Source organism: Cutibacterium nasicola (assembly GCF_051303185.1).
In the GTDB taxonomy this organism is placed as follows: Bacteria; Actinomycetota; Actinomycetes; order Propionibacteriales; family Propionibacteriaceae; genus Cutibacterium.
Map to the genome: position 1 here is coordinate 143735 of NZ_JBPPGE010000001.1, position 23113 is coordinate 166847.

At 61.8% G+C, this 23113-nt stretch carries 25 protein-coding genes and 1 pseudogene; 15 read left to right on the forward strand and 11 right to left on the reverse strand.

The window, feature by feature from the left end; translation table 11 throughout:
- Window positions 1-3: 3 nt before the first annotated feature.
- From ACSJJT_RS00655 to ACSJJT_RS00685, 7 genes are all read left to right on the forward strand, one after another.
- On the forward strand, window positions 4-558 hold the full coding sequence (locus ACSJJT_RS00655) for a F0F1 ATP synthase subunit B (protein WP_435916479.1): 555 nt from the start codon (window positions 4-6) through the stop codon (window positions 556-558).
- Complete coding sequence (locus ACSJJT_RS00660) at window positions 555-1346, forward strand: F0F1 ATP synthase subunit delta (RefSeq protein ID WP_435916480.1); 792 nt, start codon at window positions 555-557, stop codon at window positions 1344-1346. Before ACSJJT_RS00655 ends, ACSJJT_RS00660 begins: the two co-directional genes overlap by 4 nt.
- 53 nt (window positions 1347-1399) lie before the next feature.
- Window positions 1400-3037: a F0F1 ATP synthase subunit alpha gene (gene atpA / locus ACSJJT_RS00665; protein WP_435916481.1), complete on the forward strand. Its 1638-nt coding sequence runs from the start codon at window positions 1400-1402 to the stop codon at window positions 3035-3037.
- 3 nt (window positions 3038-3040) lie between these two features.
- Window positions 3041-3985 (forward strand): F0F1 ATP synthase subunit gamma, encoded by a 945-nt coding sequence (locus tag ACSJJT_RS00670; RefSeq protein ID WP_435916482.1) that lies wholly within the window; start codon window positions 3041-3043, stop codon window positions 3983-3985.
- Window positions 3986-3996: 11 nt separating this feature from the next.
- Window positions 3997-5451, forward strand: a complete 1455-nt coding sequence (gene atpD / locus ACSJJT_RS00675) for a F0F1 ATP synthase subunit beta (protein WP_435916483.1) — start codon at window positions 3997-3999, stop codon at window positions 5449-5451.
- A 6-nt stretch (window positions 5452-5457) separates the two neighbouring features.
- Window positions 5458-5898, forward strand: coding sequence for a F0F1 ATP synthase subunit epsilon (locus ACSJJT_RS00680; RefSeq protein WP_435916484.1), 441 nt, complete (start codon window positions 5458-5460; stop codon window positions 5896-5898).
- Window positions 5899-6043: 145 nt separating this feature from the next.
- Window positions 6044-6529 (forward strand): DUF2550 domain-containing protein, encoded by a 486-nt coding sequence (locus tag ACSJJT_RS00685; RefSeq protein WP_435916993.1) that lies wholly within the window; start codon window positions 6044-6046, stop codon window positions 6527-6529.
- On the opposite strand, the gene ACSJJT_RS00690 is transcribed toward ACSJJT_RS00685, so the two are convergent.
- Window positions 6530-7180 (reverse strand): cob(I)yrinic acid a,c-diamide adenosyltransferase, encoded by a 651-nt coding sequence (locus tag ACSJJT_RS00690; protein WP_435916485.1) that lies wholly within the window; start codon window positions 7178-7180, stop codon window positions 6530-6532. It lies immediately after the preceding gene.
- Window positions 7181-7345: 165 nt separating this feature from the next.
- Here ACSJJT_RS00690 and ACSJJT_RS00695 point away from each other — a divergent pair.
- A pseudogene (locus tag ACSJJT_RS00695) lies at window positions 7346-7522 on the forward strand (MarR family transcriptional regulator); the annotation flags it as partial.
- A 201-nt stretch (window positions 7523-7723) separates the two neighbouring features.
- Here the strand turns inward: ACSJJT_RS00695 and ACSJJT_RS00700 are convergent.
- Together ACSJJT_RS00700 and ACSJJT_RS00705 are read right to left on the reverse strand one after the other, a co-directional pair.
- On the reverse strand, window positions 7724-8560 hold the full coding sequence (locus ACSJJT_RS00700) for a uracil-DNA glycosylase (protein ID WP_435916486.1): 837 nt from the start codon (window positions 8558-8560) through the stop codon (window positions 7724-7726).
- Between the two features lie 2 nt (window positions 8561-8562).
- The gene (locus ACSJJT_RS00705; RefSeq protein ID WP_435916487.1) at window positions 8563-8874 is read right to left on the reverse strand and encodes a hypothetical protein; all 312 of its coding nucleotides are present in this window, start codon (window positions 8872-8874) and stop codon (window positions 8563-8565) included.
- A gap of 253 nt (window positions 8875-9127) precedes the next feature.
- Between ACSJJT_RS00705 and ACSJJT_RS00710 the strand changes: the two genes are divergently transcribed.
- The 3 genes from ACSJJT_RS00710 (at window position 9128) to arfB (ending at window position 11256) form a co-directional block, all read left to right on the forward strand.
- Window positions 9128-9448, forward strand: coding sequence for a MarR family winged helix-turn-helix transcriptional regulator (locus ACSJJT_RS00710; protein ID WP_435916994.1), 321 nt, complete (start codon window positions 9128-9130; stop codon window positions 9446-9448).
- Window positions 9445-10644 carry an MFS transporter gene (locus tag ACSJJT_RS00715; RefSeq protein ID WP_435916488.1) on the forward strand — a complete coding sequence of 400 codons (1200 nt, stop codon included), beginning with the start codon at window positions 9445-9447 and terminating at the stop codon, window positions 10642-10644. Before ACSJJT_RS00710 ends, ACSJJT_RS00715 begins: the two co-directional genes overlap by 4 nt.
- A gap of 189 nt (window positions 10645-10833) precedes the next feature.
- Complete coding sequence (gene arfB, locus ACSJJT_RS00720; protein WP_435916489.1) at window positions 10834-11256, forward strand: alternative ribosome rescue aminoacyl-tRNA hydrolase ArfB; 423 nt, start codon at window positions 10834-10836, stop codon at window positions 11254-11256.
- Window positions 11257-11555: 299 nt separating this feature from the next.
- Here arfB and ACSJJT_RS00725 read toward each other — a convergent pair whose 3' ends face one another.
- The gene (locus ACSJJT_RS00725) at window positions 11556-12014 is read right to left on the reverse strand and encodes a cupin domain-containing protein (protein WP_435916490.1); all 459 of its coding nucleotides are present in this window, start codon (window positions 12012-12014) and stop codon (window positions 11556-11558) included.
- Window positions 12015-12245: 231 nt separating this feature from the next.
- On the opposite strand from ACSJJT_RS00725, the gene ACSJJT_RS00730 reads away from it, so the two are divergent.
- Window positions 12246-12983: a hypothetical protein gene (locus ACSJJT_RS00730; protein ID WP_435916491.1), complete on the forward strand. Its 738-nt coding sequence runs from the start codon at window positions 12246-12248 to the stop codon at window positions 12981-12983.
- 18 nt (window positions 12984-13001) lie between these two features.
- Here ACSJJT_RS00730 and lpdA read toward each other — a convergent pair whose 3' ends face one another.
- The gene (lpdA, locus tag ACSJJT_RS00735; RefSeq protein WP_435916492.1) at window positions 13002-14405 is read right to left on the reverse strand and encodes a dihydrolipoyl dehydrogenase; all 1404 of its coding nucleotides are present in this window, start codon (window positions 14403-14405) and stop codon (window positions 13002-13004) included.
- A gap of 149 nt (window positions 14406-14554) precedes the next feature.
- Here lpdA and ACSJJT_RS00740 point away from each other — a divergent pair, with 149 nt between their 5' ends.
- A complete protein-coding gene (locus ACSJJT_RS00740; protein WP_435916493.1) occupies window positions 14555-16081 on the forward strand; it encodes a helix-turn-helix domain-containing protein in 1527 nt (508 codons plus the stop codon).
- On the opposite strand, the gene pdxY is transcribed toward ACSJJT_RS00740, so the two are convergent.
- Window positions 16018-16893: a pyridoxal kinase gene (gene pdxY / locus ACSJJT_RS00745; protein ID WP_435916494.1), complete on the reverse strand. Its 876-nt coding sequence runs from the start codon at window positions 16891-16893 to the stop codon at window positions 16018-16020. The genes ACSJJT_RS00740 and pdxY overlap by 64 nt on opposite strands.
- Window positions 16894-16959: 66 nt before the next feature.
- On the opposite strand from pdxY, the gene ACSJJT_RS00750 reads away from it, so the two are divergent.
- Together ACSJJT_RS00750 and ACSJJT_RS00755 are read left to right on the forward strand one after the other, a co-directional pair.
- Window positions 16960-17754 carry a glycerophosphodiester phosphodiesterase family protein gene (locus tag ACSJJT_RS00750; protein ID WP_435916495.1) on the forward strand — a complete coding sequence of 265 codons (795 nt, stop codon included), beginning with the start codon at window positions 16960-16962 and terminating at the stop codon, window positions 17752-17754.
- Window positions 17755-17915: 161 nt separating this feature from the next.
- A complete protein-coding gene (locus tag ACSJJT_RS00755) occupies window positions 17916-18248 on the forward strand; it encodes an RNA polymerase-binding protein RbpA (protein ID WP_435916496.1) in 333 nt (110 codons plus the stop codon).
- 115 nt (window positions 18249-18363) lie between these two features.
- On the opposite strand, the gene ACSJJT_RS00760 is transcribed toward ACSJJT_RS00755, so the two are convergent.
- From ACSJJT_RS00760 to metX, 5 genes are read right to left on the reverse strand one after another with little or no spacing between them, the layout of a single operon-like run.
- Entirely contained in the window at window positions 18364-19182 is an 819-nt protein-coding gene (locus ACSJJT_RS00760; protein WP_435916497.1) for a polyprenol monophosphomannose synthase, read from the reverse strand.
- Window positions 19163-20755, reverse strand: coding sequence for an apolipoprotein N-acyltransferase (gene lnt, locus ACSJJT_RS00765; protein WP_435916498.1), 1593 nt, complete (start codon window positions 20753-20755; stop codon window positions 19163-19165). Before lnt ends, ACSJJT_RS00760 begins: the two co-directional genes overlap by 20 nt.
- The gene (locus ACSJJT_RS00770) at window positions 20752-21243 is read right to left on the reverse strand and encodes an Lrp/AsnC family transcriptional regulator (RefSeq protein ID WP_435916499.1); all 492 of its coding nucleotides are present in this window, start codon (window positions 21241-21243) and stop codon (window positions 20752-20754) included. Before ACSJJT_RS00770 ends, lnt begins: the two co-directional genes overlap by 4 nt.
- Window positions 21240-21890 (reverse strand): methionine biosynthesis protein MetW, encoded by a 651-nt coding sequence (gene metW / locus ACSJJT_RS00775; protein WP_435916500.1) that lies wholly within the window; start codon window positions 21888-21890, stop codon window positions 21240-21242. The genes ACSJJT_RS00770 and metW overlap by 4 nt, the downstream gene beginning before the upstream one ends.
- Entirely contained in the window at window positions 21866-23092 is a 1227-nt protein-coding gene (metX, locus tag ACSJJT_RS00780; RefSeq protein ID WP_435916995.1) for a homoserine O-acetyltransferase MetX, read from the reverse strand. The genes metW and metX overlap by 25 nt, the downstream gene beginning before the upstream one ends.
- Between the last annotated feature and the right edge of the window lie 21 nt (window positions 23093-23113).

The window sequence follows — 23113 nt, forward strand, 5'->3', positions numbered from 1 at the left end:
CGTATGAACATCCTCGAGATGGATCTCGGGCCGCTTGCTCCTGAGGATCCCATCGAGATCATCGTCGGAGTCATCCTTGTCCTGCTCCTCACGTGGCTCATCGCCAAGGCGGTTGTTCCCCGTTTCGAGGAGCTTTACGAGGAGCGCACCGAGACGATTCAAGGTGGAATTGAGAGGGCCGAGAAAGCTCAAGCTGAGGCGAAGGCGGCTCTGGAGAAGTACCAGGCTCAGCTGGCCAACGCGCGCGGTGAGGCCGCCCAGATACGTGACGACGCCAAGAACCAGGGCGCGCAGATCGTTGAGGAGATGCGTGCCCAGGCCCAGGCCGAGGCCAGTCGCATCACTGAGCGCGCCAACGCCCAGATTCAGGCGGAACGCGATCAGGCTGTGCGCGACGTACGTGCCGAGATCGGTGGCCTTGCGACCACTCTGGCCAGTCGGATCGTAGGGGAGTCCTTACAAGACGACCAGCGCGTCCAGGCGACCGTCGACCGCTTCCTGTCCTCGCTGGCCGAGGAGCCCTCGGCTTCTGACTCGCGGACGGTGAATCGGGTATGACGACGGCGGTGAGCGCATCACAGCACCTAGACGAGGTTGGCGATCGGCGTGGTACAGGTACCGATTTCGCTACTGAGATTTTCGCGGTTGTCGACGTTCTGAATCGTGAGTCCGGCTTACGACGCGCAGTGTCAGACACTGGTTCTGAGGCCAAGGCGCGTCAGGGACTCGTGGACGCGGTCTTCGCGTCGAAGGTCTCTCCTGACTGCAAGGAACTTCTGGACGCGACCACCACGTGCACGTGGCGGTCACCAGCAGCCTTGACGCGCGCCCTGGAGCGTCAGGGTGTTCGTGCCGTGCTGCGCGGAGCCCGACAGGCTGACCGTCTTGAGGCGGTTGCCGACGAGTTGTTCCACATCAGTCGGCTGGTGCGCGGACAGGCTTCACTTCAGGTGGCGATCGGTGATCCGAACCGTTCGGTGGAGGATCGCCAGAAGCTGTTGACGACGCTGATAGGCGACCGAGTCAGCGCGGACACCCTCGCTCTGGCTCGCCGCGCGGTGGTGTCATCCGACAGCACTTTCGAGCAGGTCGTCGACGGCTATCTGCACATTGCCGCCGAAATGGCCGAACGGAGGCGTGCCATCGTGACGACTGCCAGTGCGCTGACTGCCGCACAGCGTGCCGAGATGGTGAAGCAACTGGAACGGATCACCGGCAGCCCGATCGAGCTGTCCGAGGTCGTCGACCCGGCGGTGCTTGGTGGTGCGCTCATCGACCTCGGCACCGAGGTCATCGACTCGACGGTGGCCCACCGTCTGGACAAAGCCCGACGAGAACTGGGCTGACACACGTGACCCCCACCTCGAGTGCGGGACAGGGGAGCTTACAAGGAGACGCAATGGCGGAACTGACGATACGTCCGGAGGAGATCCGCGACGCCCTGGACAACTTCGTCCAGAACTACGAGCCGGAGACGGCGGCCCGTGAGGAGGTCGGCACTGTCGTCACCTCCGGTGACGGTATCGCCCACGTCGAGGGTCTTCCCTCGGTCATGGCCAACGAGTTGCTGCGCTTCGAGAACGGGACGATGGGCATTGCCCTCAATCTGGAAGAGCGGCAGATTGGTGTGGTCGTGCTTGGCGACTCCGACGGCATTGATGAGGGATCGACCGTTCATGGCACTGGCGAGGTGTTGTCGGTGCCGGTTGGTGAGGGTTACCTCGGTCGCGTCGTCGACGCGATGGGCAACCCCGTGGACGGCCTCGGCGAGATCAAGGATGTTGAAGGTCGCCGTGCCCTCGAGATTCAGGCTGCTGGTGTCATGGATCGCCAGGAGGTCCGTGAGCCGTTGCAGACCGGTCTCAAAGCCATCGACTCGATGATCCCGATCGGTCGTGGTCAGCGGCAGCTCATCATTGGCGACCGCAAGACCGGTAAGACCGCCATCGCGATGGACACCATCATCAACCAGAAGGCCAACTGGGAGTCCGGCGACCCCAAGAAGCAGGTCCGCTGCATCTACGTGGCCGTCGGCCAGAAGGGCTCGACGGTTGCCGAGGTCAAGGGCGCCCTCGAGAAGGCCGGTGCGATGGAGTACACCACCATTGTTCACGCTCCTGCGTCCGACCCCGCCGGCTTCAAGTACATTGCTCCGTACGCCGGATCGGCCATCGGACAGCACTGGATGTACCAGGGCAAGCACGTCCTCATCGTGTTCGATGACCTGACCAAGCAGGCCGAGGCCTACCGAGCAATGTCGCTGCTGCTGCGTCGTCCGCCGGGCCGCGAAGCCTACCCCGGTGACGTTTTCTACCTCCATTCCCGTCTACTGGAGCGTTGTGCGAAGCTCTCCGACGAGCTGGGTGGGGGTTCGATGACCGGTCTTCCAATCATCGAGACCAAGGCCAACGACGTGTCGGCCTTCATCCCGACGAACGTCATCTCCATCACCGATGGTCAGATCTTCCTGCAGTCCGATCTGTTCAACGCCAACCAACGTCCGGCTGTCGACGTCGGTATCTCGGTGTCCCGTGTCGGTGGGGCGGCCCAAATCAAGGCCATGAAGTCGGTGTCCGGCACGCTCAAGATCTCCTTGGCCCAGTACCGGGACATGGAAGCCTTCGCAATGTTCGCCTCCGACCTGGACGAGACCTCTCGTCGTCAGCTGGATCGTGGCGCCCGCTTGATGGAGCTCCTGAAGCAGGGACAGTTCTCCCCTTACCCGGTCGAGGAGCAGACCATCAGCGTGTGGGGCGGGACCACCGGCAGGTTCGACGACGTCCCCGTTGATGACGTGCTGCGTTTCGAGGGCGATGTGCTCGAGTACCTGCGCAGCCACGGAAACGTGCTGACCACGATCCGTGAGACCGGCAAGTTCGACGACGACGCCCAGAAGGAGGCTGCGGTCGCCTTCGACGTGGTCAAGCAGGGATTCAAGACCTCTGACGGCAAGGTGTTGGCTGGTCATGAGGAGTTCGATCCGATGTCCGCCGAGGACATCGATCAGATCAAGATCGTTCGCGCGAAGAAGGGCTGAGTCGTGGCCTCAAACCTTCGGGAACTGCGGGAACGGCGGAACTCGGTCGCGACGACGAAGAAGATCACTCGCGCGATGGAGCTCATTGCCTCCTCCCGGATCGTCAAGGCACAGAACATCGTCAAGGCGGCGAGTCCGTACTCCTTGGAGCTGACGCGAGCCCTGTCGGCGGTTGCCTCTCGCACTCACGAGGAGCATCCGCTCACCTCCGTCAATCCGGATCCGAAGCGTTCGGCCGTGCTGTTGATCACCTCCGATCGTGGCCTTGCCGGAGCATATTCCTCAAACGTGATCAAGTCGGCTGAGCAGTTGCACGCTGCTCTCAGACCGAGGCAGGAGGTTGTCACCTATCTGTGTGGTCGCAAGGGAGTGCAGTACTTCGAGTTCCGTGGCCGCAAAGTCGAGCACGTGTGGGGTGGTTTCTCCGACTCGCCTACCTACAAGCAGGCCCGGGACATCGCGGACACGCTGATCGAGGAGTTCCTCCGTCCGACCGAGGATGGTGGGGTTGACGAGATTCACGTCGTGTACACCCATTTCGCCTCGATGCTGACGCAGATGCCGAAGGTCGTGAGGTTGTTGCCGCTGGCCGTCGTCGACCCGGAGGCGACGCCGGAGGGAGAACTCGAGGCTGGTGATCCTGGAGTCGGTACATCTGATGAGGAGATCTTCCACGAGTACCGCTTCGAACCGGATCCGGTCAGCGTTCTGGATCAATTGCTGCCCTTGTACGTCGCGAACCGTATCCATTACGCCCTGCTGCAATCGGCTGCCTCGGAGCTGGCAAGCCGGCAGCGCGCCATGAAAGCGGCCACCGACAACGCCGAGCAGTTGATCCAGTCGCTGAGTCGGCAGGCCAACCAGGCTCGTCAGGCTGCCATTACCCAGGAAATCACCGAGATCGTGGGTGGCGCCGCTGCCCTTGCAGAGTCCGCCCCACAGGAGTGAGAGAGAACATCATGACTGCGACAGCTATGTCCCCCGAGATGAAGGACGAGGTTGCAAGTGTCGGCCGCGTCGTCCGCGTTATCGGCCCCGTCGTTGACGTCGAGTTTCCGGCTGGACGGATGCCGGAGATCCTCAACGCCCTTCACGTCGACACCGAGGTGATGGGGGAGACCCATACCATCACCCTCGAAGTGGCCCTGCACATCGGCGAGAACGTTGTGCGTGCCATCTCCCTCAAGCCGACTGATGGTCTGCGCCGAGGCACCGAGGTCCGTGACACGGGTGCTCCGATCAGTGTGCCGGTGGGCGATGTCACCAAGGGCCACGTGTGGAACGTGACCGGTGACGTCCTCAACGTCGATCCCTCGACCATCGAGGTCACCGAGCGCTGGCCGATCCATCGTGATCCGCCCGGATTCGATGACCTGGAACCTGAGACCGAGATGCTGCAAACCGGCATCAAGGTTCTCGACCTGCTCACCCCGTACGTCAAGGGCGGCAAGATCGGCCTCTTCGGCGGCGCTGGCGTTGGCAAGACGGTTCTGATTCAGGAGATGATTTACCGCATTGCTCACAACTTCGGCGGTACCTCGGTGTTCGCCGGTGTCGGGGAGCGTACCCGTGAGGGCAATGACCTCATCAATGAGATGGACGAGGCCGGAGTGCTGAAGGACACCGCCCTTGTCTTCGGCCAGATGGACGAGCCCCCGGGCACCCGTCTTCGCATTGCCCTGACCGGCCTGACAATGGCTGAGTACTTCCGCGATGTCCAGAATCAGGACGTGCTGCTGTTCATCGACAACATTTTCCGCTTCTCGCAGGCTGGTTCCGAGGTCTCGACCTTGCTCGGCCGCATGCCTTCGGCCGTGGGTTATCAGCCGAACCTGGCGGACGAGATGGGCCAGCTGCAGGAGCGAATCACGTCGACCCGAGGTCACTCGATCACCTCGATGCAGGCCGTCTACGTCCCTGCCGACGACTACACCGACCCAGCTCCGGCCACGACCTTTGCTCACCTGGATGCCACCACCGAGCTCTCCCGCGAGATTGCCTCTCGTGGTCTGTACCCGGCTGTGGACCCGCTGACGTCGACCTCTCGTATCCTCGACCCGCTGTACGTGGGCCAGGAGCATTACGACACTGCGACCCAGGTGAAGCAGATATTGCAGCGCAACAAGGAGCTTCAGGACATCATCGCCATCCTCGGTGTTGACGAGCTGAGCGAGGAGGACAAGGTCACCGTCGCTCGTGCCCGTCGCATCCAGCAATTCCTGTCGCAAAGTACCTACACGGGTGAGAAGTTCACTGGTGTCCCTGGCTCGACCGTCTCCATGGCCGACACCATTGAGGGATTCCAGATGATCTGCCGCGGTGACGTGGATCACGTCCCGGAGCAGGCTTTCTTCAACGTTGGCAACATGGACATGGTGATGGAGAACTGGGACAAGAAGAAGAGGGAGGGCTGAGTCCCCATGGGTCACCCGACGCTTCAAGTCAAGGTCGTCTGTGCTGACGGCGAGGTCTGGAAGGGGGAGTCGATCAACATCATCGTTCGGACCACCGAGGGTGATATTGGTCTCCTTCCCGGACACGAGGCCTTCCTCGCGGCCCTCGTACCCTGCGCGGCCCAGATCATCACTCCTGATGGAGCTCGTGAGGTCATCGCCTGCGACGGTGGCTTCGTGGCTCTCGACAATGACGGGCACGTGTCGATCATCACCCAGTACGCCACGAAGTCGGAGGAAATCTCGGTCGATCAGGCCCACCGTGACCTCGACGAACTGAGGAAAAAGATCAATACGGACGAGCGCACCGAGGAGGACTCCTTGGTCATCCAGGATCTGACCCATCGTCTTCACCTGGCCCAGGCTCAGCTTGCTGCTTCCCGCATCGCCGGGAAGAAGAACGTCTGACAAAGGCCGGGAAGGGGCTGTCGCGACTCATGGCAGCCCCTTCCCCGTATCGTCACCGGCGGTCAACCTTAGGGTGACCTTCATGGACTATCAATGATCTGATGACTAGCGTTGAAACGTGCGTGCTTCCATCGTTTTCATCGGGATGAGACCGATGTTGTCGACACTGGCGATGGATGCCGTCATCATCGGCCTCATTGTTTGTTGTGCCGTCATCTACATGATTTGGCTCCTCGTCAGGCACCGCGTCCTCATGCGTAGACGCGGTGCTTTTTTGTGTGGCTTGCGAGTCATAGGTGGGCCCAAACCCGGTGGATGGATGATTGGATCTGCCCGCTACGTCGACGGCGCCTTCGAGTGGTACCGGGCAATTGATCCACGTCACGTTCCCACCATTGTCCTGAGACGGGGCGGACTCGTCATGGTCGAGCATCGCCCACCGAGTGTGGATGACTCGTTGGCACTTGCCTCCGATGCCTACGAGACCGTCACCCTTGAGACGGGGCGCAAAGGCAAGTATTCGGTGTGCCAGATCGTCGTTGACCCTGGCGTGGTGACTGGCCTCATGTCGTGGCTCGAGGCGGCTCCCCCTGGTGGCGTCGAATACGCCACCAGGGGTCACCTCCTCTGATCATTCCTTGTGAGCCGCCGAGTTGCGTTCGCCGCCCGGAACCCACAACACCTCGTCGGAAGAATCCTCGCCAGCCTTGTTGGCTGTCCGCGACAGGATGAAGAGCAGGTCGGACAAGCGATTGAGGTACGTGATCGCCAGTTCGTTGACGCCTCCCGGAGTCGTCTCGGGATCGTCCGAAACCTCAGTTCCGTATGCTTCCGCAGCGCGCCATGCCGCTCGCTCCGCGGTACGAATGGCAGTTCGGCACACGTGCAACTGCGCACCGACAGGGTTTCCGCCGGGCAGGATGAACGACTTCAGAGTCGGAAGATCGGCACCGAACTCGTCACACCAACGCTCAAGCCGATCAACGCTTCCCGCATCGGTGCGTAGCGGCTCCCACTTCGGGTTTGCGGTAAGGGGGTTGGCCAGATCAGCGCCGACGTCAAACAGCTCGTTCTGGACGATGCCGAGGGCTTCGCGCACCTCATCGGTGAGGACGTGGACCATTGAGTCCAGGGCAACAGCCAGACCGATGTTCGCGTTGGCCTCATCAATGAGACCGTACGCTTCGACGCGCAAATCTGACTTCGCTGCCACGGAGTTGTCGACCAGACGAGTCGAGCCGTGGTCGCCAGTACGGGTGTAAATCTTGGAGAGAATGACCATGTTCCCAGCCTACGAGCATTCTTCATGCGCGGAAGGCGGTCATGGTGCGTGGTTGTCCACATCGCCAGCTATCCTTACGCGATGGATCGAGGTCTCTTCTTCAGTGTCGATCAGGCCGCTGAACTGGCGATGGCGTGCGGCAGGGTGCAGCGTCATGCCAAGAGAATGGCTGGTGTGCCAGGGGCATCTGTGACGTGGCGGGTGCTGCGCACCATCGAAAGCGAAGGCCCCTTGCCGATGGGCGCTCTCACTCGGATCGAGGGGACCAAGCCCGCCACCACGACTGACCTCATCAATCGCCTCGTCGACGAGGGGTATGTCACGCGGACTGTCAAACCCAGCGATGCTCGCACGAAGGTGGTCGCCATCACGGACCAGGGACGCCACTACTGCCGCGAGTCCGAGAGGAAGGTTGGCGAAGGATTGGTTGGCGCCCTCAACGAGATGTCCGTTGAGGAGAGGCGGATCCTGTTGGCCGCACTTCCGACGCTGTCCCACCTGGTCACCGTACTCAGGTACACCCACCACGACGGTGAGGCTGTGTCATCCGAGGGCCAGACCGCGAAGCGTGTGGACGGCGTCGCCGAGCATCTGTCGCGTGAGGCGTCCGGTGTTCGTGTTCTGCCGACTGACGTGGTAACACCCGACGATGTGGACTGTGGTGCCATCTGTCCTCGTGATCTCGGCTCGAGCCCCGTGACCGAAGCGGGGAGCGGGACGGGGGACCTGCCACCCGAGCCTGCGGGCAGCACCCAGAGTTGACGTCCAGGCAATCTGGCCAAGACACATCATGGCGCGCAGGGTGGCCAACGCAGAGAGTTCTCGGTCGAACCAGATCGCACAGGTGCGTTTCTCGTCGGGATTCGGCCAATTGTCTGGGGGCGCGCAGTGCACCGGGGCAATGATGCGACAGTCGTTGAGGCTCAGACCATCAGCGGCGTCGACGCTGTCCGCCTGAGAAGCGATACCGGCGTCATGCAAGGCACGGTACAGCCACTCTCCAGACTGGTCTCCGGTGAACATCCGACCAGTCCGATTCGCCCCGTTGGCCGCGGGAGCCAAGCCGATGACGGCCATTCGGGCCGTCGGATCCCCGAATGAGGGCACGGGCCGTCCCCAGTAGGGCTCGTCGCGCCATTGAGCGCGCTTGCTGATCGCTTTGCCCTCCCGCCACTCGATGAGTCGAGGACATGCCCGGCACACTGAAATTGCGGCGTCAAGGTTGGCAAGTTCATCGCACTGGGCAGCGATCCTCGCAACGGCATCAGCGTTGGTGGCAACTGGTGTTCGTGCTGTTGCCAGATCGCCTGGCCAGCCGGTTCCAGGAATGACAGGGGATGTGAACAGGTTGCCTGTGCGTGGATGGGGGAGAGCAGTCATGGTCACTTCTCAATGATTCGGTCGTGTTCAGTCGGGTCTCGGTCGAAGTGTTTCATGTGGTGGCGGCTCATGACAGTGACGACGAGGACGACCGCAACCAAGGAGTCGGTCACGATGAAAGCGATGGTCGCAAGGAGGTTGAGTAGATGGAACCCTGCCTCATGAAGGTTGGTAGTCGGGCGTCTGGCTCGACGAAAGTGCCGATGATCCAACCAACGGCCCGACACACAGTGCCACACCATGACGCCGCGGGAATGGAATGTCCTCTCTTCACGACCATCGGTGGCGTCGTCGTGTCGCTCGTGGGTCCTCATCAGTAAAGTGTCGCGTCACATGCTAGGGGACATAGACGTGGCGATGACCTCATGATGAAATACTCCGGAAACCGGAGTACTCTGAGATCATGTGACTCCCGGACGCACCCTGCCCGAACCCTTCACTCCGTCCGAGGCCGAATCCGCGGCCGACCTGGTTCTCGCCTGCGGTCGATTACAACGCCTGGCCAAGCGACGTGCTGGCATTCCGCCGTCCTCAGTGACGTGGCGGGTCCTGCACACCCTCGAGGTGATGGGGAACATCAGTACTGGGACCCTCAGCCGTGTGGAAGGCACCAGACCAACCACCACGACGGACATCGTCGAGAGGCTCGAGCGTGACGGATTGGTGACCCGACGGCGTGACCCCAACGACGCCCGCAGCAGGTTGATCGAGATCACCGACGAAGGCCACGACTACTGTCGCCGTTGCGAAGTGTCAGTGGGGAAGTCGGTCGTGCCCGCCCTCAAGGAAATGACCGACGAAGAGCGCTCCATCCTGAGTCACGCGCTTCCAGTTCTGCGGAAGGCGGTCCAGGTGCTGGCTGCCGACGAGAGGACGACAAAGAAGTGACGAGTAAGGAACCCATCAGACCGGCCGTGTGGGCGGTCACCATTGCGGCGGCCTTCTCCTACATGGGGGTGGGCGTGGTTGACCCCATCCTCCCGGAGATTTCGTCGGCCCTGCACGCCAGCCCGGGGCAGACCGAGCTGCTGTTCAGCACCTATCTCTTCGTGTCTGCCGCGTCGATGTTCTTCGCCTCATGGGTGGCCACTCGCATTGGCCGCAAGAAGACCCTCCTCGTCGGACTCATCGTCATCGTGACCTTTGCGACAGCATGTGCATTGTCTGGTCACGTCAACCTCATCATCGGGTTCCGCGGCGGTTGGGGAGTGGGGAACGCCCTCTTCGTCTCAACCGCCTTGGCGACCGTTCTTGGTGCTTCTTCCGATGCCCGTCGCGCCATCATGCTGTACGAGGGGGCTCTTGGAGCAGGGATGGCCCTGGGGCCACTCATCGGTGGCGCTTTGGGGTCTATGTCATGGCGAGGCCCTTTCATCGGCACTGCTGTTCTCATGGCGATCGGTCTCGTCGCCATCGCGTTCTTCGTCCCACCAACCCCGATCCACAAGTCCCAGCGCCGGTCTGCCGCCGAGCCGTTCAAGGCTCTCGTCGATCCGCGGGTCGCGATTCTCATGCTGGCTGCCCTGGTCTACAACTACGGCTACTTCACCTTGCTTGCCTACGCGCCGTTCCCGCTGGCCGAGGCGTCCATTCGAGCTGGTGGTCAATTCACCCCACTCGATCTGGGACTGGTCTTCTTTGGTTGGGGGCTCATGGTCTCATTGGGGTCGGTATGGCTCGGGCCGCGTTCCTGCGAGCACCTCGGTATCCGTCGCACAGTTGTCGTCACTCTGGTCCTGTTCACCATTGACGAGATCCTGCTGGCGACGTGGATCTCGCCCATTCCTCAGGTGATCGGGGTCATCATTGGTGGTCTGTTCATTGGCATCGTCAACACTGCCATGACCGAAATCGTGATGTCTGCAAGCACCATTCAGCGCGAGGTCGCGTCGTCGGCCTACTCCGGGGTTCGCTTCCTTGGCGGCGCATGCGCTCCCACCCTTGCGGGTGCGCTGAGCTCCTTGTGGGGAGTTGGTGGACCGTACTACGTCGGAGCCGGCACCCTCGTTCTCACAATCGTCTTGTTGTGGATTGACGGTCAGCACCGCATGCGGATGACGGCACACAGCGTGGCATTGAAGTGACGTCGATTCCCGTGAAGTCTTGAGTAGCCCACATCAGACTGGTGCGAACCCTCAATCGGGTGGAGAGGGGGAGCTCAGCCGCTCCTTGATGTCATCGGGGAATACAGGCTTTGCGTCACGCTGTGGACACATTCGGCAACAGCTATTCTGGGAATATCAGACTGGGCACATGAAAGCGAGGGGAGTGACATGGTCAAGGAGCTGGAAGTCATTCCTGGTTTCGTCATTCCCGAGTCACAGTTGCATGAGAGGTTTTCCCACAGTTCTGGGCCAGGTGGACAGGGCGTCAACACCAGCGACTCTCGGGTGGAGCTCCTGTTTGACGTGGGTCACTCTGACGCCGTGCCGGAACACTTGCGGTCGATTGTGCTCACATCACTGTCGAAGCGCCTTGTCAATGGTGTGTTGACGGTAACCGTTCAGAATGAGCGGGCTCAGCTCGCGAATCGCCGGTTGGCTCGGGCCCGGTTGGCCACTGTGCTTGAGGAAGCGTGCATCCAACCCCGCCGACGTCGTCCCACCAAGAGAACCAAAGGATCACAACGACGCCGTCTTGACGCGAAGAAACGGCGTGGAGAGGTCAAAAGGAATCGGCAACGTCCAACGTGGTAATCGCGATGATCAGTCATGTTTCTCGCGGGAACTGGCTGGGGAGCGTTACCCACTGGCGTAGTGACATAATGATCCTTATCGGACATACGGGGATGGTCATGTGCGACTGCCCTGTGAGAATTGCATCACGGCTATCTTGGTCTGCTTCGACCGACACGATGCAGCCAGGACCACTGTCCTGGACATCTCCACGATCGCACGCACCCCGTCACCAGGGGGGAAACTGGCTTGGAGTCCTTTGTTCTGGGGGCTCAACGCAGAGTGTCGAGCCCCCATCCATCACTGTTGACCCACCGTCATCACCTGGGCTGGACGGTCCACTCCGGCGGGGTGTCCTTGCCGGACTCCTCGTCCGCCTCGGCGTCGGCAGCGGTCTCATGGATGATTCCCTTGGCGTGGTGACTCGGCGCGTACACCGCGTAGACCTGCATCGGCTCGTCGCCGGTGTTGACGATGTCGTGCCACGTGCCGGCCGGCACCTGCACGGCCCAGCCGTCGCTGACGTCCTGCACGACGGTGGCCTCATCCTGGTTCTCGTTGGGGCCCAGGATGCACTTGCCCGTGCCGCCGTCCAGACGCAGGAACTGATCGGTCTCGGGGTGCACCTCCCAACCAATGGACTCCCCCACCGGGATCGACATGAGCGTCACCTGCAGGTACTTGCCGGTCCACGCCGTCGTTCGGTAGTTGGTGTTCTCCTCGGTGGCTGTCTCGATGTCGAAGACGTTGGGTTCGGGTCCGTTGTCCACAATCTTCACGATGAACTCCATCCTTCGTTGTCAGGCTCACTGTCAGCGTTCGATCGCTTGCGCAATCGTCAACTTCCTACTTTGGCACAACCACAACGTGCCGCCACGTATTCCCCTGTCCATGATCGTCACGCCGGTACGGCTGAGGGGCCACGCCAGTATCGTGCCGAAATACCTCCGTCGATGACGAACGGGATACATTGTTGGGGTGCATTGTGACAGTCAAGGGCCTGTGACGACGTGGTGAGTGACTATGTGGTCGCGCGATCCTTCAACGTTCTCTACATCTGGATCGACGTCATACTGTTGCTGGCCTTCCTCTGCATACTGGCGTGGACGCGGCGTCGTGCTGCGCTCGTCGTTGGCCTGCTTGGTGGCCTGCTCTACTTCGTCGTCGACTACGGCTTCTTCCACATGTTGCTTGGAACCCGGAGCGTGGTCGGGATGGGTGTCCTGTCACTGGAGTTCTGGCTGTCCTTCAGCTACGGCATCACGAACATGGCATGGATGTGGCTCTGGTTCGACGAACCGGACAACCGCTGGGAGTGGTCGATCCTCTTCCCCGCAGGGTGGCTCACCAGCGCTCTGGTCAGCCAAGGACTTGGCGACACCTTCCACAGCGTGGAGATCGCGCGTCATGTCGGCAGTTACCACGGCGCGATGGCTGCCTTCGCTCTCGTGGGATACGGATGGCTTGCGCTGCACAACCTGCGCCACCAGGACGAGCGCTATTCGATTCGCTCGGCATTGACGATCGGTATCGGTATTCAATTCACGTGGGAGGCGGTGCTGATGATCTCGGGCATCAGGCCGTTGTCCTGGCGTCCGCTTGTCGTCGATTCCCTCATCGAGACCAACCTCGGTGCCCCGTTCATGCTCCTCATTGTGCGGGCATGGCGGGTGCGTCATCCCCGGGAATTCTCGGATCCAGCCCCAGCTCACACTGGGCGGTCGGTGATCCGACAGGAATCCATCTGATCTGGTGGGGCGAGCCTGTCAGATGTTGATCATCTCACCGGTAATGCCCTCAACGGCCTCCTTGAGAGCCTCGGACAGCGACGGATGCGCGTGGATGTTGCGTCCGATCTCCTCGGCGGTGATGTCCCACAGCTGAGCCAAGGTCAGCTCAGGCAGCAGCTCGGAGACGTCGTGTCCTACCAGCGAGGCCCCCAGGAGCTCCCCGTGACGGGCGTCAGCAACGATCTTGACGAATCCGCTGCCATCTCCCAGTCCCCAGGCCTTGCCGTTGGCGGCGAACGGGAACTTGGAGACCTTGACCTCGTAGCCCTTCTCGCGGGCCTGGTCCTCGGAATATCCGAAGGAACCGATCTGCGGCTGACAGTAGGTGGCGCGCGGGATCATGTCGTAGTTGATCGGCATGGTTTCAGCCCCGGCGATGGTCTCAGCGGCGACGACGCCCTGGGTCTCGGCGGTGTGGGCCAGCATGAGCTTGGCGGTGCAGTCACCAATGGCGTAGATGCCGTCGACGTTGGTGCGCATGAAGTCGTCAATCCCGATGGCGCCACGCTCGGTGAGCGTGACCCCGGTCTTCTCCAGACCGTAGCCTTCGACACGCGGGGCAAATCCGACGGCCTGCAAGACGCGATCGGCCTCGATGACCTTGGAGTCGCCACCCTTCGAGGGCGAGACAGTGACCTTGACCTTGTCGCCGGAGTCGTCGATGGAGTCGACCTTGGTCGATGTCAGGAGCTTGATGCCGAGCTTCTTGTAGGCCCTGGTCAGCTCGGCCGAGACGTCCTTGTCCTCATTGGGAACCATGCGGTCGAGGAACTCCACGACGGTGACGTCACAGCCGTAGTTGGCCAGCACATAGGCGAACTCGGTGCCGATAGCGCCGGACCCGGCGATGACGATCGATCCCGGGACGTTGCCGGAGAGGATCTGCTCCTTGTAGGTGACGACGCGATCGGACAGTTGGGTGCCCGGCAGGGTCTTGACGACCGATCCTGCAGCGATGATCGCATTGTCGAAGGTGATCTCATCGGTGACATTGCCCTCAGAGTCCTTGACGGAGATGGCCTTGGGGCCGGTGAATTCTCCCCATCCGTTGAACTCTGTGACCTTGTTTTTCCTCATGAGGAAGTGGATGCCCTTGACCATGCGAGCGGAGACCTCACGAGACCGGCTGAAGGCCTTGCCGTAGTCGACGGTGATGTCGCCACCGATGCCGAAGGTCTTGGCCTCCTTGGTGACGATGTGCGCAAGTTCTGCGTTGCGCAGAAGAGACTTCGTGGGGATGCAACCAACGTTGAGGCAGACACCACCCCAGTATTCCTTCTCGATGATGGCAGTCTTCTTGCCGAGCTGAGCGGCACGAATGGCGGCAACGTAGCCACCGGGGCCAGCTCCGAGGACAACAACGTCGAAATGTGAGCTCATGGGTAACACTCTAGTGGGAAGGTCAGTGTGTGACGAAGATCTCACTGAAGAGATTTCGGACGGATCGCACAGCGCCCTTCTTCCCCACATCTGAACTCAGATCTGATATATCGTTGTCGGAAGACTTCTTCTCGTTGAAAGGATCTGCTGTGGATAACATCACCCCCGCTGCCGTTGGTCGCCTCATCCGCGACGCACGCAAGCAGCGTGGCATGACGCAGAACCAACTAGCGGAGCTTCTCAAGACCTCCCAGAGCGCCATCCACCGGGTTGAGTCAGGCACACAGAACCTGTCCCTGGAGTACATCAACCGCATAGCGGAGGCCCTTGAGTCCCCCATCATCACTCAGCCTGGTAGCGGCACGATGAACTACCGCATCGAAGGTGGCCACAAACTTGAGGGCTCCATCGAGGTACGTTCCTCCAAGAACGCTGCCGTCGCCCTGCTGTGTGGGTGCCTCATCAACCGTGGTCGCACTGTGTTGCGCGGGATCGCTCACATTGAGGAGGTCAATCGCATCCTCGAGGTGCTGACCTCCATCGGTGTCACCTACGAGTGGTCCGAGGACGAGCGCGACCTTACCCTCGTTCGTCCCGCTGAACTCAACCTTGACGACATGGACATCGAGGCTGCCCGTCGCACTCGAAGCGTCATCATGTTCCTCGGCCCGCTCATGCGGTTCTACGACTCCTTCAAGCTTCCCTATGCCGGTGGCTGCAATTTGGGCGCCCGCACCGTCGAGCCTCACTTGCAGGTCCTACGCGCCTTTGGTCTGGACGTCGTCGCGACCGAGGGCTTCTACCAGTGCCGCGTCACGGATCGCACGGTGAGGGAGCGTCACATCGTCCTGACCGAACGCGGCGACACCGTCACCGAGAATGCCCTGCTCGCTGCAGCCCAGACTCCGGGCGTGACGGTGCTGCGCAACGCCAGCCCCAATTACATGGTTCAGGACCTGTGCGTCTTCCTTTGTCAGCTCGGCGTCGAGATCGAGGGCATCGGGACGACGACCCTGCGCATCCGTGGCGTCGAGAACATTGACGTCGACGTCGAGTATGCCCCGTCCGAAGACCCGATCGAGGCCATGAGCCTCATCACGGCAGCTGTCGTCACCAAGTCCGAGTTGACGATCACCCGCTGCCCCATCGAATTCCTCGAGATCGAGTTGGCGATTCTCTCGGAGATGGGTCTGGACTTCGATCTCTCCCCCGAGTACGTCTCCCACAACGGATTCACCCGTCTGGTCGACGTCACTGTCCGCCCGAGCGAGTTGCGCGCGGTCGCGGACAAGATCCACCCGATGCCGTTCCCGGGCCTCAACATCGACAACTTGCCGTTCTTCGCCGTCATCGCCGCCGAGGCCAAGGGCCAGACTCTCATCCACGACTGGTGCTACGAGAACCGAGCCATCCATCTGCTCGACCTTGGCAAGCTCGGTGCCGACGTCCAGCTCCTCGATCCGCACCGACTCATCGTGCGCGGACCGACGCGCTGGCGTGGCCGAGAGCTCATCTGCCCGCCGGCCCTGCGCCCGGCCGTCTGCCTGCTGTTGGCTGCCCTGGCGGCCTCCGGCGAGACGACCCTGCGCGACGTCTACATGATCAACCGCGGTTACGAGGACCTGCCCACGCGACTTGGGGCGCTGGGAGCCAAGATCTCGGTCTTCCACGGCTGAGCGAAAGCGTCCTCCGGCCACCAGTTCAGCTCGTCACCGGGATGGTTCCAGGTGCGCTCGAGGACGGCATGGACGACGCCGGACGCTTTGCCGAGAGCGGACTGCCAGGACTCCCCTGCGGCGAGTTGCGCGGTCAGGACTGCCGTCGTGAGATCTCCTGCACCGTTGAAGTGACGATGGATGAGTGGGCCATGGGTCATCGCGGCCCACTCCCGCGCCACCGCAACCATGCCCAGCCCAGCACCGTCCTCATCCTGGTGCGGTACTGAGGTGACGACGACGAGCTGTGGTCCGGTCAGGCCACGAGCTGCCTGCACGATCTGGTCAATGGTGCGCGGCATCGTGTCGGTCAAGATGCCGAGCTCGGCCACATTGGGTACGAGGACGTCGGCACACTGGATCGCTTCTTTCATGAAAGCCACGGTGTCGTCGGGAACGTAGACCCTCACCTGGTCGCCATCCATGTCCCCCATGACGGGGTCGCACACCCACATGGCATTGGAGTGGCGTTCCCGACATTTCTTCACGGTCCGCAGGACGGCGGGACCGGTGAGAGCCGTGAGATAACCCGACAGCACTGCGTCAACATGCTTGAGTTCGCCGTTGGAATCGAGGGCGTCAACCATGCCGTTGATGTGCTGCGCCTCGATCGGGGCGCCGGCGACGCTCGAGCGACCGTTGTGGTTGGACAGCAGGGCAGTCGGCATCCCCCATGCTCGGATCCCCATGGCGCGCATCACCGGAACCGCGATGCTGTTTCCGACGGTGCCCTGAACGACCTGGGACTGCAATGACAAGACGGTGGGGCTCACACATGGACACTGTAGTGGCCAAGGCGATCATGGATCCGAACCAGCTCAGCGGCAGAATGGATAGCCGTGAGAGCCACTGAATACCCGTATTGCCAACGTCCCTTCACCGTTCTTGCTCATAGGGGCGGAGCCGGAATGGCAGTCAACACAGGGATCGAGAACACCCTGGCGGCCTTTGGACATGCGGTGGATCTGGGATGCACCCACCTCGAGACTGACGTCCACGCCACCAGAGACGGTGTGCTCGTGGCCTTTCATGACCCTGTTCTCGACCGAGTGACGGAGTCCAGCGGTGTCATTGCGAAGATGCCGTGGCACGAGGTCAAACAAGCCAGCGTCGGCGGCGAGCCCATCCCGACGCTTGATGAGATCCTCGACACGTTTGCGGAGTCCTTCATCAACATCGACATCAAGCACGACGCCGCCACCATGCCCCTCATCGACGTACTGTCCCGCCACCGTGCCTGGAATCGGGTCTGCGTCGGATCGTTCAGCAGCAAACGAATAAGAACATTCCGCCGGTTGGTGCGCGAACGCACGGCCACCGCAGTGGGACCGCTCGGGGTCGGTTGGGCCGTCATCGGACCGAACAGTCTCCAGATGGCCGAGTCCCGAGGTGAGGCGTACCAAGTTCCCCACCGTGTGACCCGTTACGGTGTTCCCCTAGTGACACCAACCTTCATTGCCGCTGCCCATCGCCTTGGTCGCGCGGTTCACGTCTGGACGGTCAACGAGGTGTCCGAGGCTCTAGAACTCATGGACATGGGAGTCGACGGGATCGTCACGGATCGTCCCGACCTCATGTGTGACTTCGCGCGTATTCACCAGCCCAAGGATGCTCCGACCCTCGTTCCGAGGTGAGTGACGACGAGCTGAATGCCTACTTGGTCACAGGTTGCTCCGCGACGTGAACACCCGTCCCGGAATCCGGTTCTGTTCCCGGGATTTGTGGCTTGTGGGATGCTGGACCTGTGGACGACGGCCCAACCAGGGCCGGACCCCTACGACCAGGAGGGAGCATCATGGCCGACCGTGCACTGCGAGGCATGGGTTTGGGATCCAAGAGCTTCGAGGACGAGGAAGGCGTTGAGATGGCCGAACGCCAAGAGATTGGCTTCGACTGTCACAACGGCCACCACTTCGACCTCACTTTCTCCACCGAGGCGGATCTGCCGAGCTTGTGGGAGTGCCCGCGCTGTGGCGCTGAGGCGCTGCGAAGCGACGGCACCGACCCTCAGTGGAAGAAGCAGAAGCCACAGCGCACCCACTGGGACATGCTCACTGAGCGCCGCTCGATCCCCGAACTCGAGGAACTGCTTGCCGAAAGGCTGGAGGAGATCCGGAAGGAGGACTGATTCCCCGACCACTCCGGCTCCAGGCCACCAGACCGACGTGGCTTGGACTCCAGAAACAGACGGATGTGCCCCGCGGACATCCTCCGCGGGGCACTGTCATGCTCTGTGGTTGCCCTCAGTGCTTCGAGCGGCGTTCCTTGATGTCGCCGGCAACCTGCTCAGCCCGTTCGAGGGCGACGTGTCCGAGATCCTTGAGCTGATGAGAGCGATGATGAACCCCCCACACGGTGGTGCGAAGCAGAGCCTCAACGACGATGTCCTTGCTCATCTTGGAGTTGCCATACTCGCGCTCGATGAACTCAATCGGCACCTCGGCAACGGTCATGTCCTTCTTGAGGGTGCGCCACGTCAGGTCGAGCTGAAAACAATAACCCGCCGAGGCGACCTCGTCCAAGCCGATGGTTCGAAGGGTGTCTGCGCGGAATGCGTTGAATCCACCGGTGGGATCCTTGACATCGATTCCCAGGCACATGCGAGTCCAGAGGCCGCCACCGCGTGAGATGAGCTCACGGTACTTCGGCCAGTTCACGACGGACCCACCCTTGACGTAGCGGGATCCCTTGACCATGTCGGCATGCTTGAGGGCCTCGAGGAGCAACGGCAGCTGCTCGGGCTGGTGGGAGCCATCGGCGTCCATCTCGACGAGGACGTCGTAGCCGTGGTCCAGACCCCAGTGGAAGCCGGCAAGGTACGCGGCGCCGAGGCCTTCCTTGCCCTTGCGATGCAGGACGTGAACGTGATCGTCCGCAGACGCCAGACGGTCAGCGATCTCGCCGGTGCCGTCCGGAGAGTTGTCATCGGCGACGAGAACGTTGACCTTCGGATTGGCGCGGCGGGTACGCGTGACAATCATCTCGACATTCTCCGCCTCGTTGTAGGTCGGAATGATGACGAGGGCCTTGTCGAGCCGGACCTCAGTGTCGGTGGCGGACATCTTTCTCCGATCTGTTGTGGTGTGCTTGTGTGAGCATATCGCGGCGGTGCCGAGGCACCGACATCACTGTTGCCCCAGTCGCAGTGAGAACGACGACGACCCGTAGCCACCTTGCAATTCTTACGGCCGGCGTCAGCCCTGACTCCAGCGGCAGCGTCACCGTGACATTGGTGTGCCCTCCCTCGTCAGTACGTAGCGCGACCGAGCCATCTGGATTGACCAACCCGGAAAAGGAGTTCGTCGTCGAGACGATGATGTGACGGCCGGTTTCAACCGCTCGCGCCCTGGTGATCTGCCACTGCTGACGAGTCTGGCCTGTGTCGATGAAGGACGAATTGTTCGACTGGACGGCCAGTATCCGTGCCCCATGGCGAACCGTGTCCGCGACGGTGTCGTCGTGGGCCACTTCGAAACAGATCGCCACACCAACCGATATCTTCCTGCCAGCAATGGTCGCGTCGAGGACACCGGGGGCCGTCCCCGGAACGGACTGTCGTCCGATGTTCTTCAATATGGGAATGAGCGGCAGGAAGAATGACCTTGCGGGGATCCACTCACCAAATGGCACCAGGTTGCGTTTGTGATAGGTGGATGTCGGCTCAGGTGACGACACCGGCCACCACATTGATGTCGTCTGGCGTTCGTCGTCACCGGGACCGTCAGTCACGGCCCCCACGAGGATTGGCAGCTTCGAGATGGCCAGCGCCCCCATGACGATCTGGTGACTTTCGTCGTCGAGAATCGGATCGATGTCAGTGGAGTTCTCGGGCCACAGAATCATGTCGGGCGCGCCCCTGCCCGAGACGCGGTGCTCGGCGACGGCCATGATCGTCTGGGAGAGATGATTGTCCGTGACGGATCGGGCGTAGCCCATCGCGTAGGGGCCAGCGGTGCCGTCCACTCCTCCTTGGACCACGAGTACCCGAATCTTCTCATCGTTGGTGGCGCGCGTGGCGATCACTCCTGATACCGAAGCCAGGACGGCCACGACGAGAAGCTCCGTGACGAGTGCGATGGCGTGGCAAAGGCGTGACCTTCCACGTGTGACGACAACACGCGCCAGGAGAGCTGCTGCCAAGGCGACGAGAAGGCTTGTTCCCGCCGTGCCAGCCCATCTCAGGGCTCCGACCCATGGAGTGTCGACGACAGTCCATGCCAGCCGAACCCACCCGAAACCGCCGAGCGGGACCGCAGCCGCTCCCACCTCGGTGGCCGTCCAGACCATGGCCTGCCACAAAGGTGCACCGGGAAGCCCGCTGACGCAACGGATGGCCCATCCAGCCAGCAGACACCACATCGCCATGACTGCGACGAGGAGCACCGCCACTGGCGGACCCATGACGCCAACCCAGGCGAGGGTGGTGGTACACAGGCCGAGACCGAAGAGGTACCCCAGACCGGCGGCGGCCCGCCCGGTCGTGGGACGGACGAGCAGGATGAGTACGGCGAGTCCTGGGATGACGAGGATCCACCAGTTCTGCGGATGGAATCCGGCACCCGTTGCGACTCCGGCGACGAGTGCGGCCAAGCCGCGCAGCCACGAGGTGCGCGGGAGACGGGAGAGCCGCGTCACCGGATTCCCAGCATGCCGAGATCGTCGAACATGGTGTCGAGGACGACCACCGTCTCCGTGCCGCAGTGACACTCCTTGCGGATGCGGGTGAGCAGCTGGTCGAGGTGACTGGTGTTGGGGGCCTGGACCCGGGCTAGGTAGGAGGCCGAGCCTGCGATGGAGTGACAGCCGCGCACCTCTGAGAAGGTCCTCAGGATGTCAGGGATCTTCTCGTCCTCCTCAGGATCAATAGGGTTGAGGAAGATGAATGCTGTGATCCCAGCGCCGATGGCTTCCAAATTGAGAGTGGCGTGGTAACCGCGGATGATTCCCTTGGCTTCGAGCCTCTTGACGCGCTGCTGGGCAGCGGAGGTTGACAAACCCGTTTGGTGCCCGAGCTCGGTCCACGACATCCGACCGTCTTCCTCGAGCAGACTCAGGATCTGACGATCGGTGGCCTCCAGAATCGGCGGCCGCTCCTCGTCCTCGTCGTCGTGGTGCTTGGTCATGAATGGCTCCTCCCCGTACCCGGTTCGGCCCAGTGGGATCTCAGCACGTGAATGGTGGACCCGGCGAGCAGATTCGGTCCTGCAGATGCTACCCGGGATGGACGACCTCGGCCGTCGAGGCACACCCTTTCCACGGTCTCCAGATTGAATTCGGCGAACCAGTCCTCAAGGTCTGCCACACCGGAATACGACTGGTTGGGGGTGTCATGCCAGGAGTACGGTAGGTCATGGGAGGTAGGCATTCTGCCTCCGATGATCTTGAGTCGGTTGCGCCAGTACACGAAGTTCGGAACGAGCAGGATGAGCAGGGTACCGATCCGCGCCATTTCTGCGAGCACGACGTCGGGTGAGACGACGGCCTGCAGGGTCTGGGACAGGATGACGACGTCGTAGGAGTCGTCGTGGAACTCCCCCAAGTCCTCGTTGAGATCCATCCCCAGCACCGGCACGCCCGTCGACATGGCCGCCACCAGGGAGGATTGATCGAGTTCAACCCCCGTTCCCAGGCAATCCCGGGTGGTGATGAGATGCCGAAGCAGAGATCCGTCGCCACATCCAAGGTCAAGGACACGGGAATGGGACGGCACCAGCGACGTGATGATGCGTTGATCGGGACGAATTGTCACAGCGTCGTCTCTCTCGTGCATAGATGGCCGTCAACGTGCGGGGCACGCCGTGATGCCCTCATCGGCAGCCGATCGGCGTTGAGGAAGGCCCTGACGAGGTCGTGGTAGGGGTCGAGCTTCATGAGGAAGGAGTCATGACCCCATGACGAGGCGATAGTCGCACAACTCACTGGTAGTCCTGCCCCCTCGAGATGACGGACGATCCGGCGTGAGTGGGCCGGGGAGAACCGCCAGTCGGTGTCGAAGCAGATGACGAGGAAGTTGACCGGATCTGCCACAAGTGCGTCGGTGGCCCCAGCTCGACCGAAGGGGTCGAAGTAGTCCATGACCCGCGTCAGATAGATGTAGCTGAGTGGGTCGAATCGGGTGAGGAAGGCCTCGCCCTGGTGATCCAGGTAGGACTCGACGGCGAAATTGATGCCGAATCCGCGTTTCACCGATTCTGATTGACGGGACCGTCCGAACTTCTCGGCGAAGGCGTCCTCGGACAGATAGGTGATGTGAGCGAGCATCCGCGCAATCGACAATCCGGTGTCGGGACGGACGTCGTCATAAGTACCGTCGGCAAAGGCCGGATCGCGCAGGATGGCTTCGCGCCCCACTGCCGAGAAGGCGATGTTCTGGGCCGTCAATCCACTCGATGAGGCGATGATGATGGCATTGTCCAGGGTGGTCGGACGCGTCAACGACCAGTCGAGGGCCTGCATGCCGCCCATGGAGCCGCCGACGACGGCGTGAAAGTGCTCCACACCCAGGTGCTTGGCGAGTCGTAGGTGCACTTCGACGAAATCGTGCATGTCAATCTGAGGAAAATCGAGTCCCCAGCGTTTCCCGGTGTCCGGGTTGGTCGAGGCAGGTCCGGTGGTACCGGAACAGCCTCCCAGCAGGTTGGAGGCAATGACGAAGAAACGGTCGGTGTCGATGGCGCGCCCTGGGCCGATGATGTTGTCCCACCATCCAGGGCGATCCGCTCCCGGGTGGAAACCCGCCGCATGGGCATCGCCGGTGAGAGCGTGACAGATGTACACCGCGTTGTCACGAGCTTCATTGAGAGCGCCGTAGGTTTCATAGGCGACGGTGACATGATCGAGACGGCCACCTGCGACCAGATGGAGAGGGTCATCCGGTGTGGCGACCGTCGCGTATTGGGTCTCGACGATCCCGATTCCGGGACCGTCGGGGCTAGTTCTGGGCGCTGGTAGACGAGGTGACATCGTGACCATTCTGCCAGTTCTCGTCGTCGT

Bases quoted from the DNA above. Each gene is read 5' to 3' on its own strand.
- ACSJJT_RS00705 (WP_435916487.1), bottom strand. From the start codon at position 8,874: ATGAGGACCCACGAGCGACACGACGACGCCACCGATGGTCGTGAAGAG.
- ACSJJT_RS00680 (WP_435916484.1), top strand. From the start codon at position 5,458: ATGGGTCACCCGACGCTTCAAGTCAAGGTCGTCTGTGCTGACGGCGAG.
- lpdA (WP_435916492.1), bottom strand. From the start codon at position 14,405: ATGAGCTCACATTTCGACGTTGTTGTCCTCGGAGCTGGCCCCGGTGGC.
- arfB (WP_435916489.1), top strand. From the start codon at position 10,834: ATGGTCAAGGAGCTGGAAGTCATTCCTGGTTTCGTCATTCCCGAGTCA.
- ACSJJT_RS00655 (WP_435916479.1), top strand. From the start codon at position 4: ATGAACATCCTCGAGATGGATCTCGGGCCGCTTGCTCCTGAGGATCCC.
- ACSJJT_RS00700 (WP_435916486.1), bottom strand. From the start codon at position 8,560: ATGACTGCTCTCCCCCATCCACGCACAGGCAACCTGTTCACATCCCCT.
- ACSJJT_RS00690 (WP_435916485.1), bottom strand. From the start codon at position 7,180: ATGGTCATTCTCTCCAAGATTTACACCCGTACTGGCGACCACGGCTCG.
- metW (WP_435916500.1), bottom strand. From the start codon at position 21,890: ATGCACGAGAGAGACGACGCTGTGACAATTCGTCCCGATCAACGCATC.
- ACSJJT_RS00760 (WP_435916497.1), bottom strand. From the start codon at position 19,182: ATGTCCGCCACCGACACTGAGGTCCGGCTCGACAAGGCCCTCGTCATC.
- atpA (WP_435916481.1), top strand. From the start codon at position 1,400: ATGGCGGAACTGACGATACGTCCGGAGGAGATCCGCGACGCCCTGGAC.
- atpD (WP_435916483.1), top strand. From the start codon at position 3,997: ATGACTGCGACAGCTATGTCCCCCGAGATGAAGGACGAGGTTGCAAGT.
- ACSJJT_RS00770 (WP_435916499.1), bottom strand. From the start codon at position 21,243: ATGACCAAGCACCACGACGACGAGGACGAGGAGCGGCCGCCGATTCTG.
- ACSJJT_RS00685 (WP_435916993.1), top strand. From the start codon at position 6,044: ATGAGACCGATGTTGTCGACACTGGCGATGGATGCCGTCATCATCGGC.
- ACSJJT_RS00710 (WP_435916994.1), top strand. From the start codon at position 9,128: ATGGGGAACATCAGTACTGGGACCCTCAGCCGTGTGGAAGGCACCAGA.
- ACSJJT_RS00755 (WP_435916496.1), top strand. From the start codon at position 17,916: ATGGCCGACCGTGCACTGCGAGGCATGGGTTTGGGATCCAAGAGCTTC.
- ACSJJT_RS00660 (WP_435916480.1), top strand. From the start codon at position 555: ATGACGACGGCGGTGAGCGCATCACAGCACCTAGACGAGGTTGGCGAT.
- metX (WP_435916995.1), bottom strand. From the start codon at position 23,092: ATGGTCACGATGTCACCTCGTCTACCAGCGCCCAGAACTAGCCCCGAC.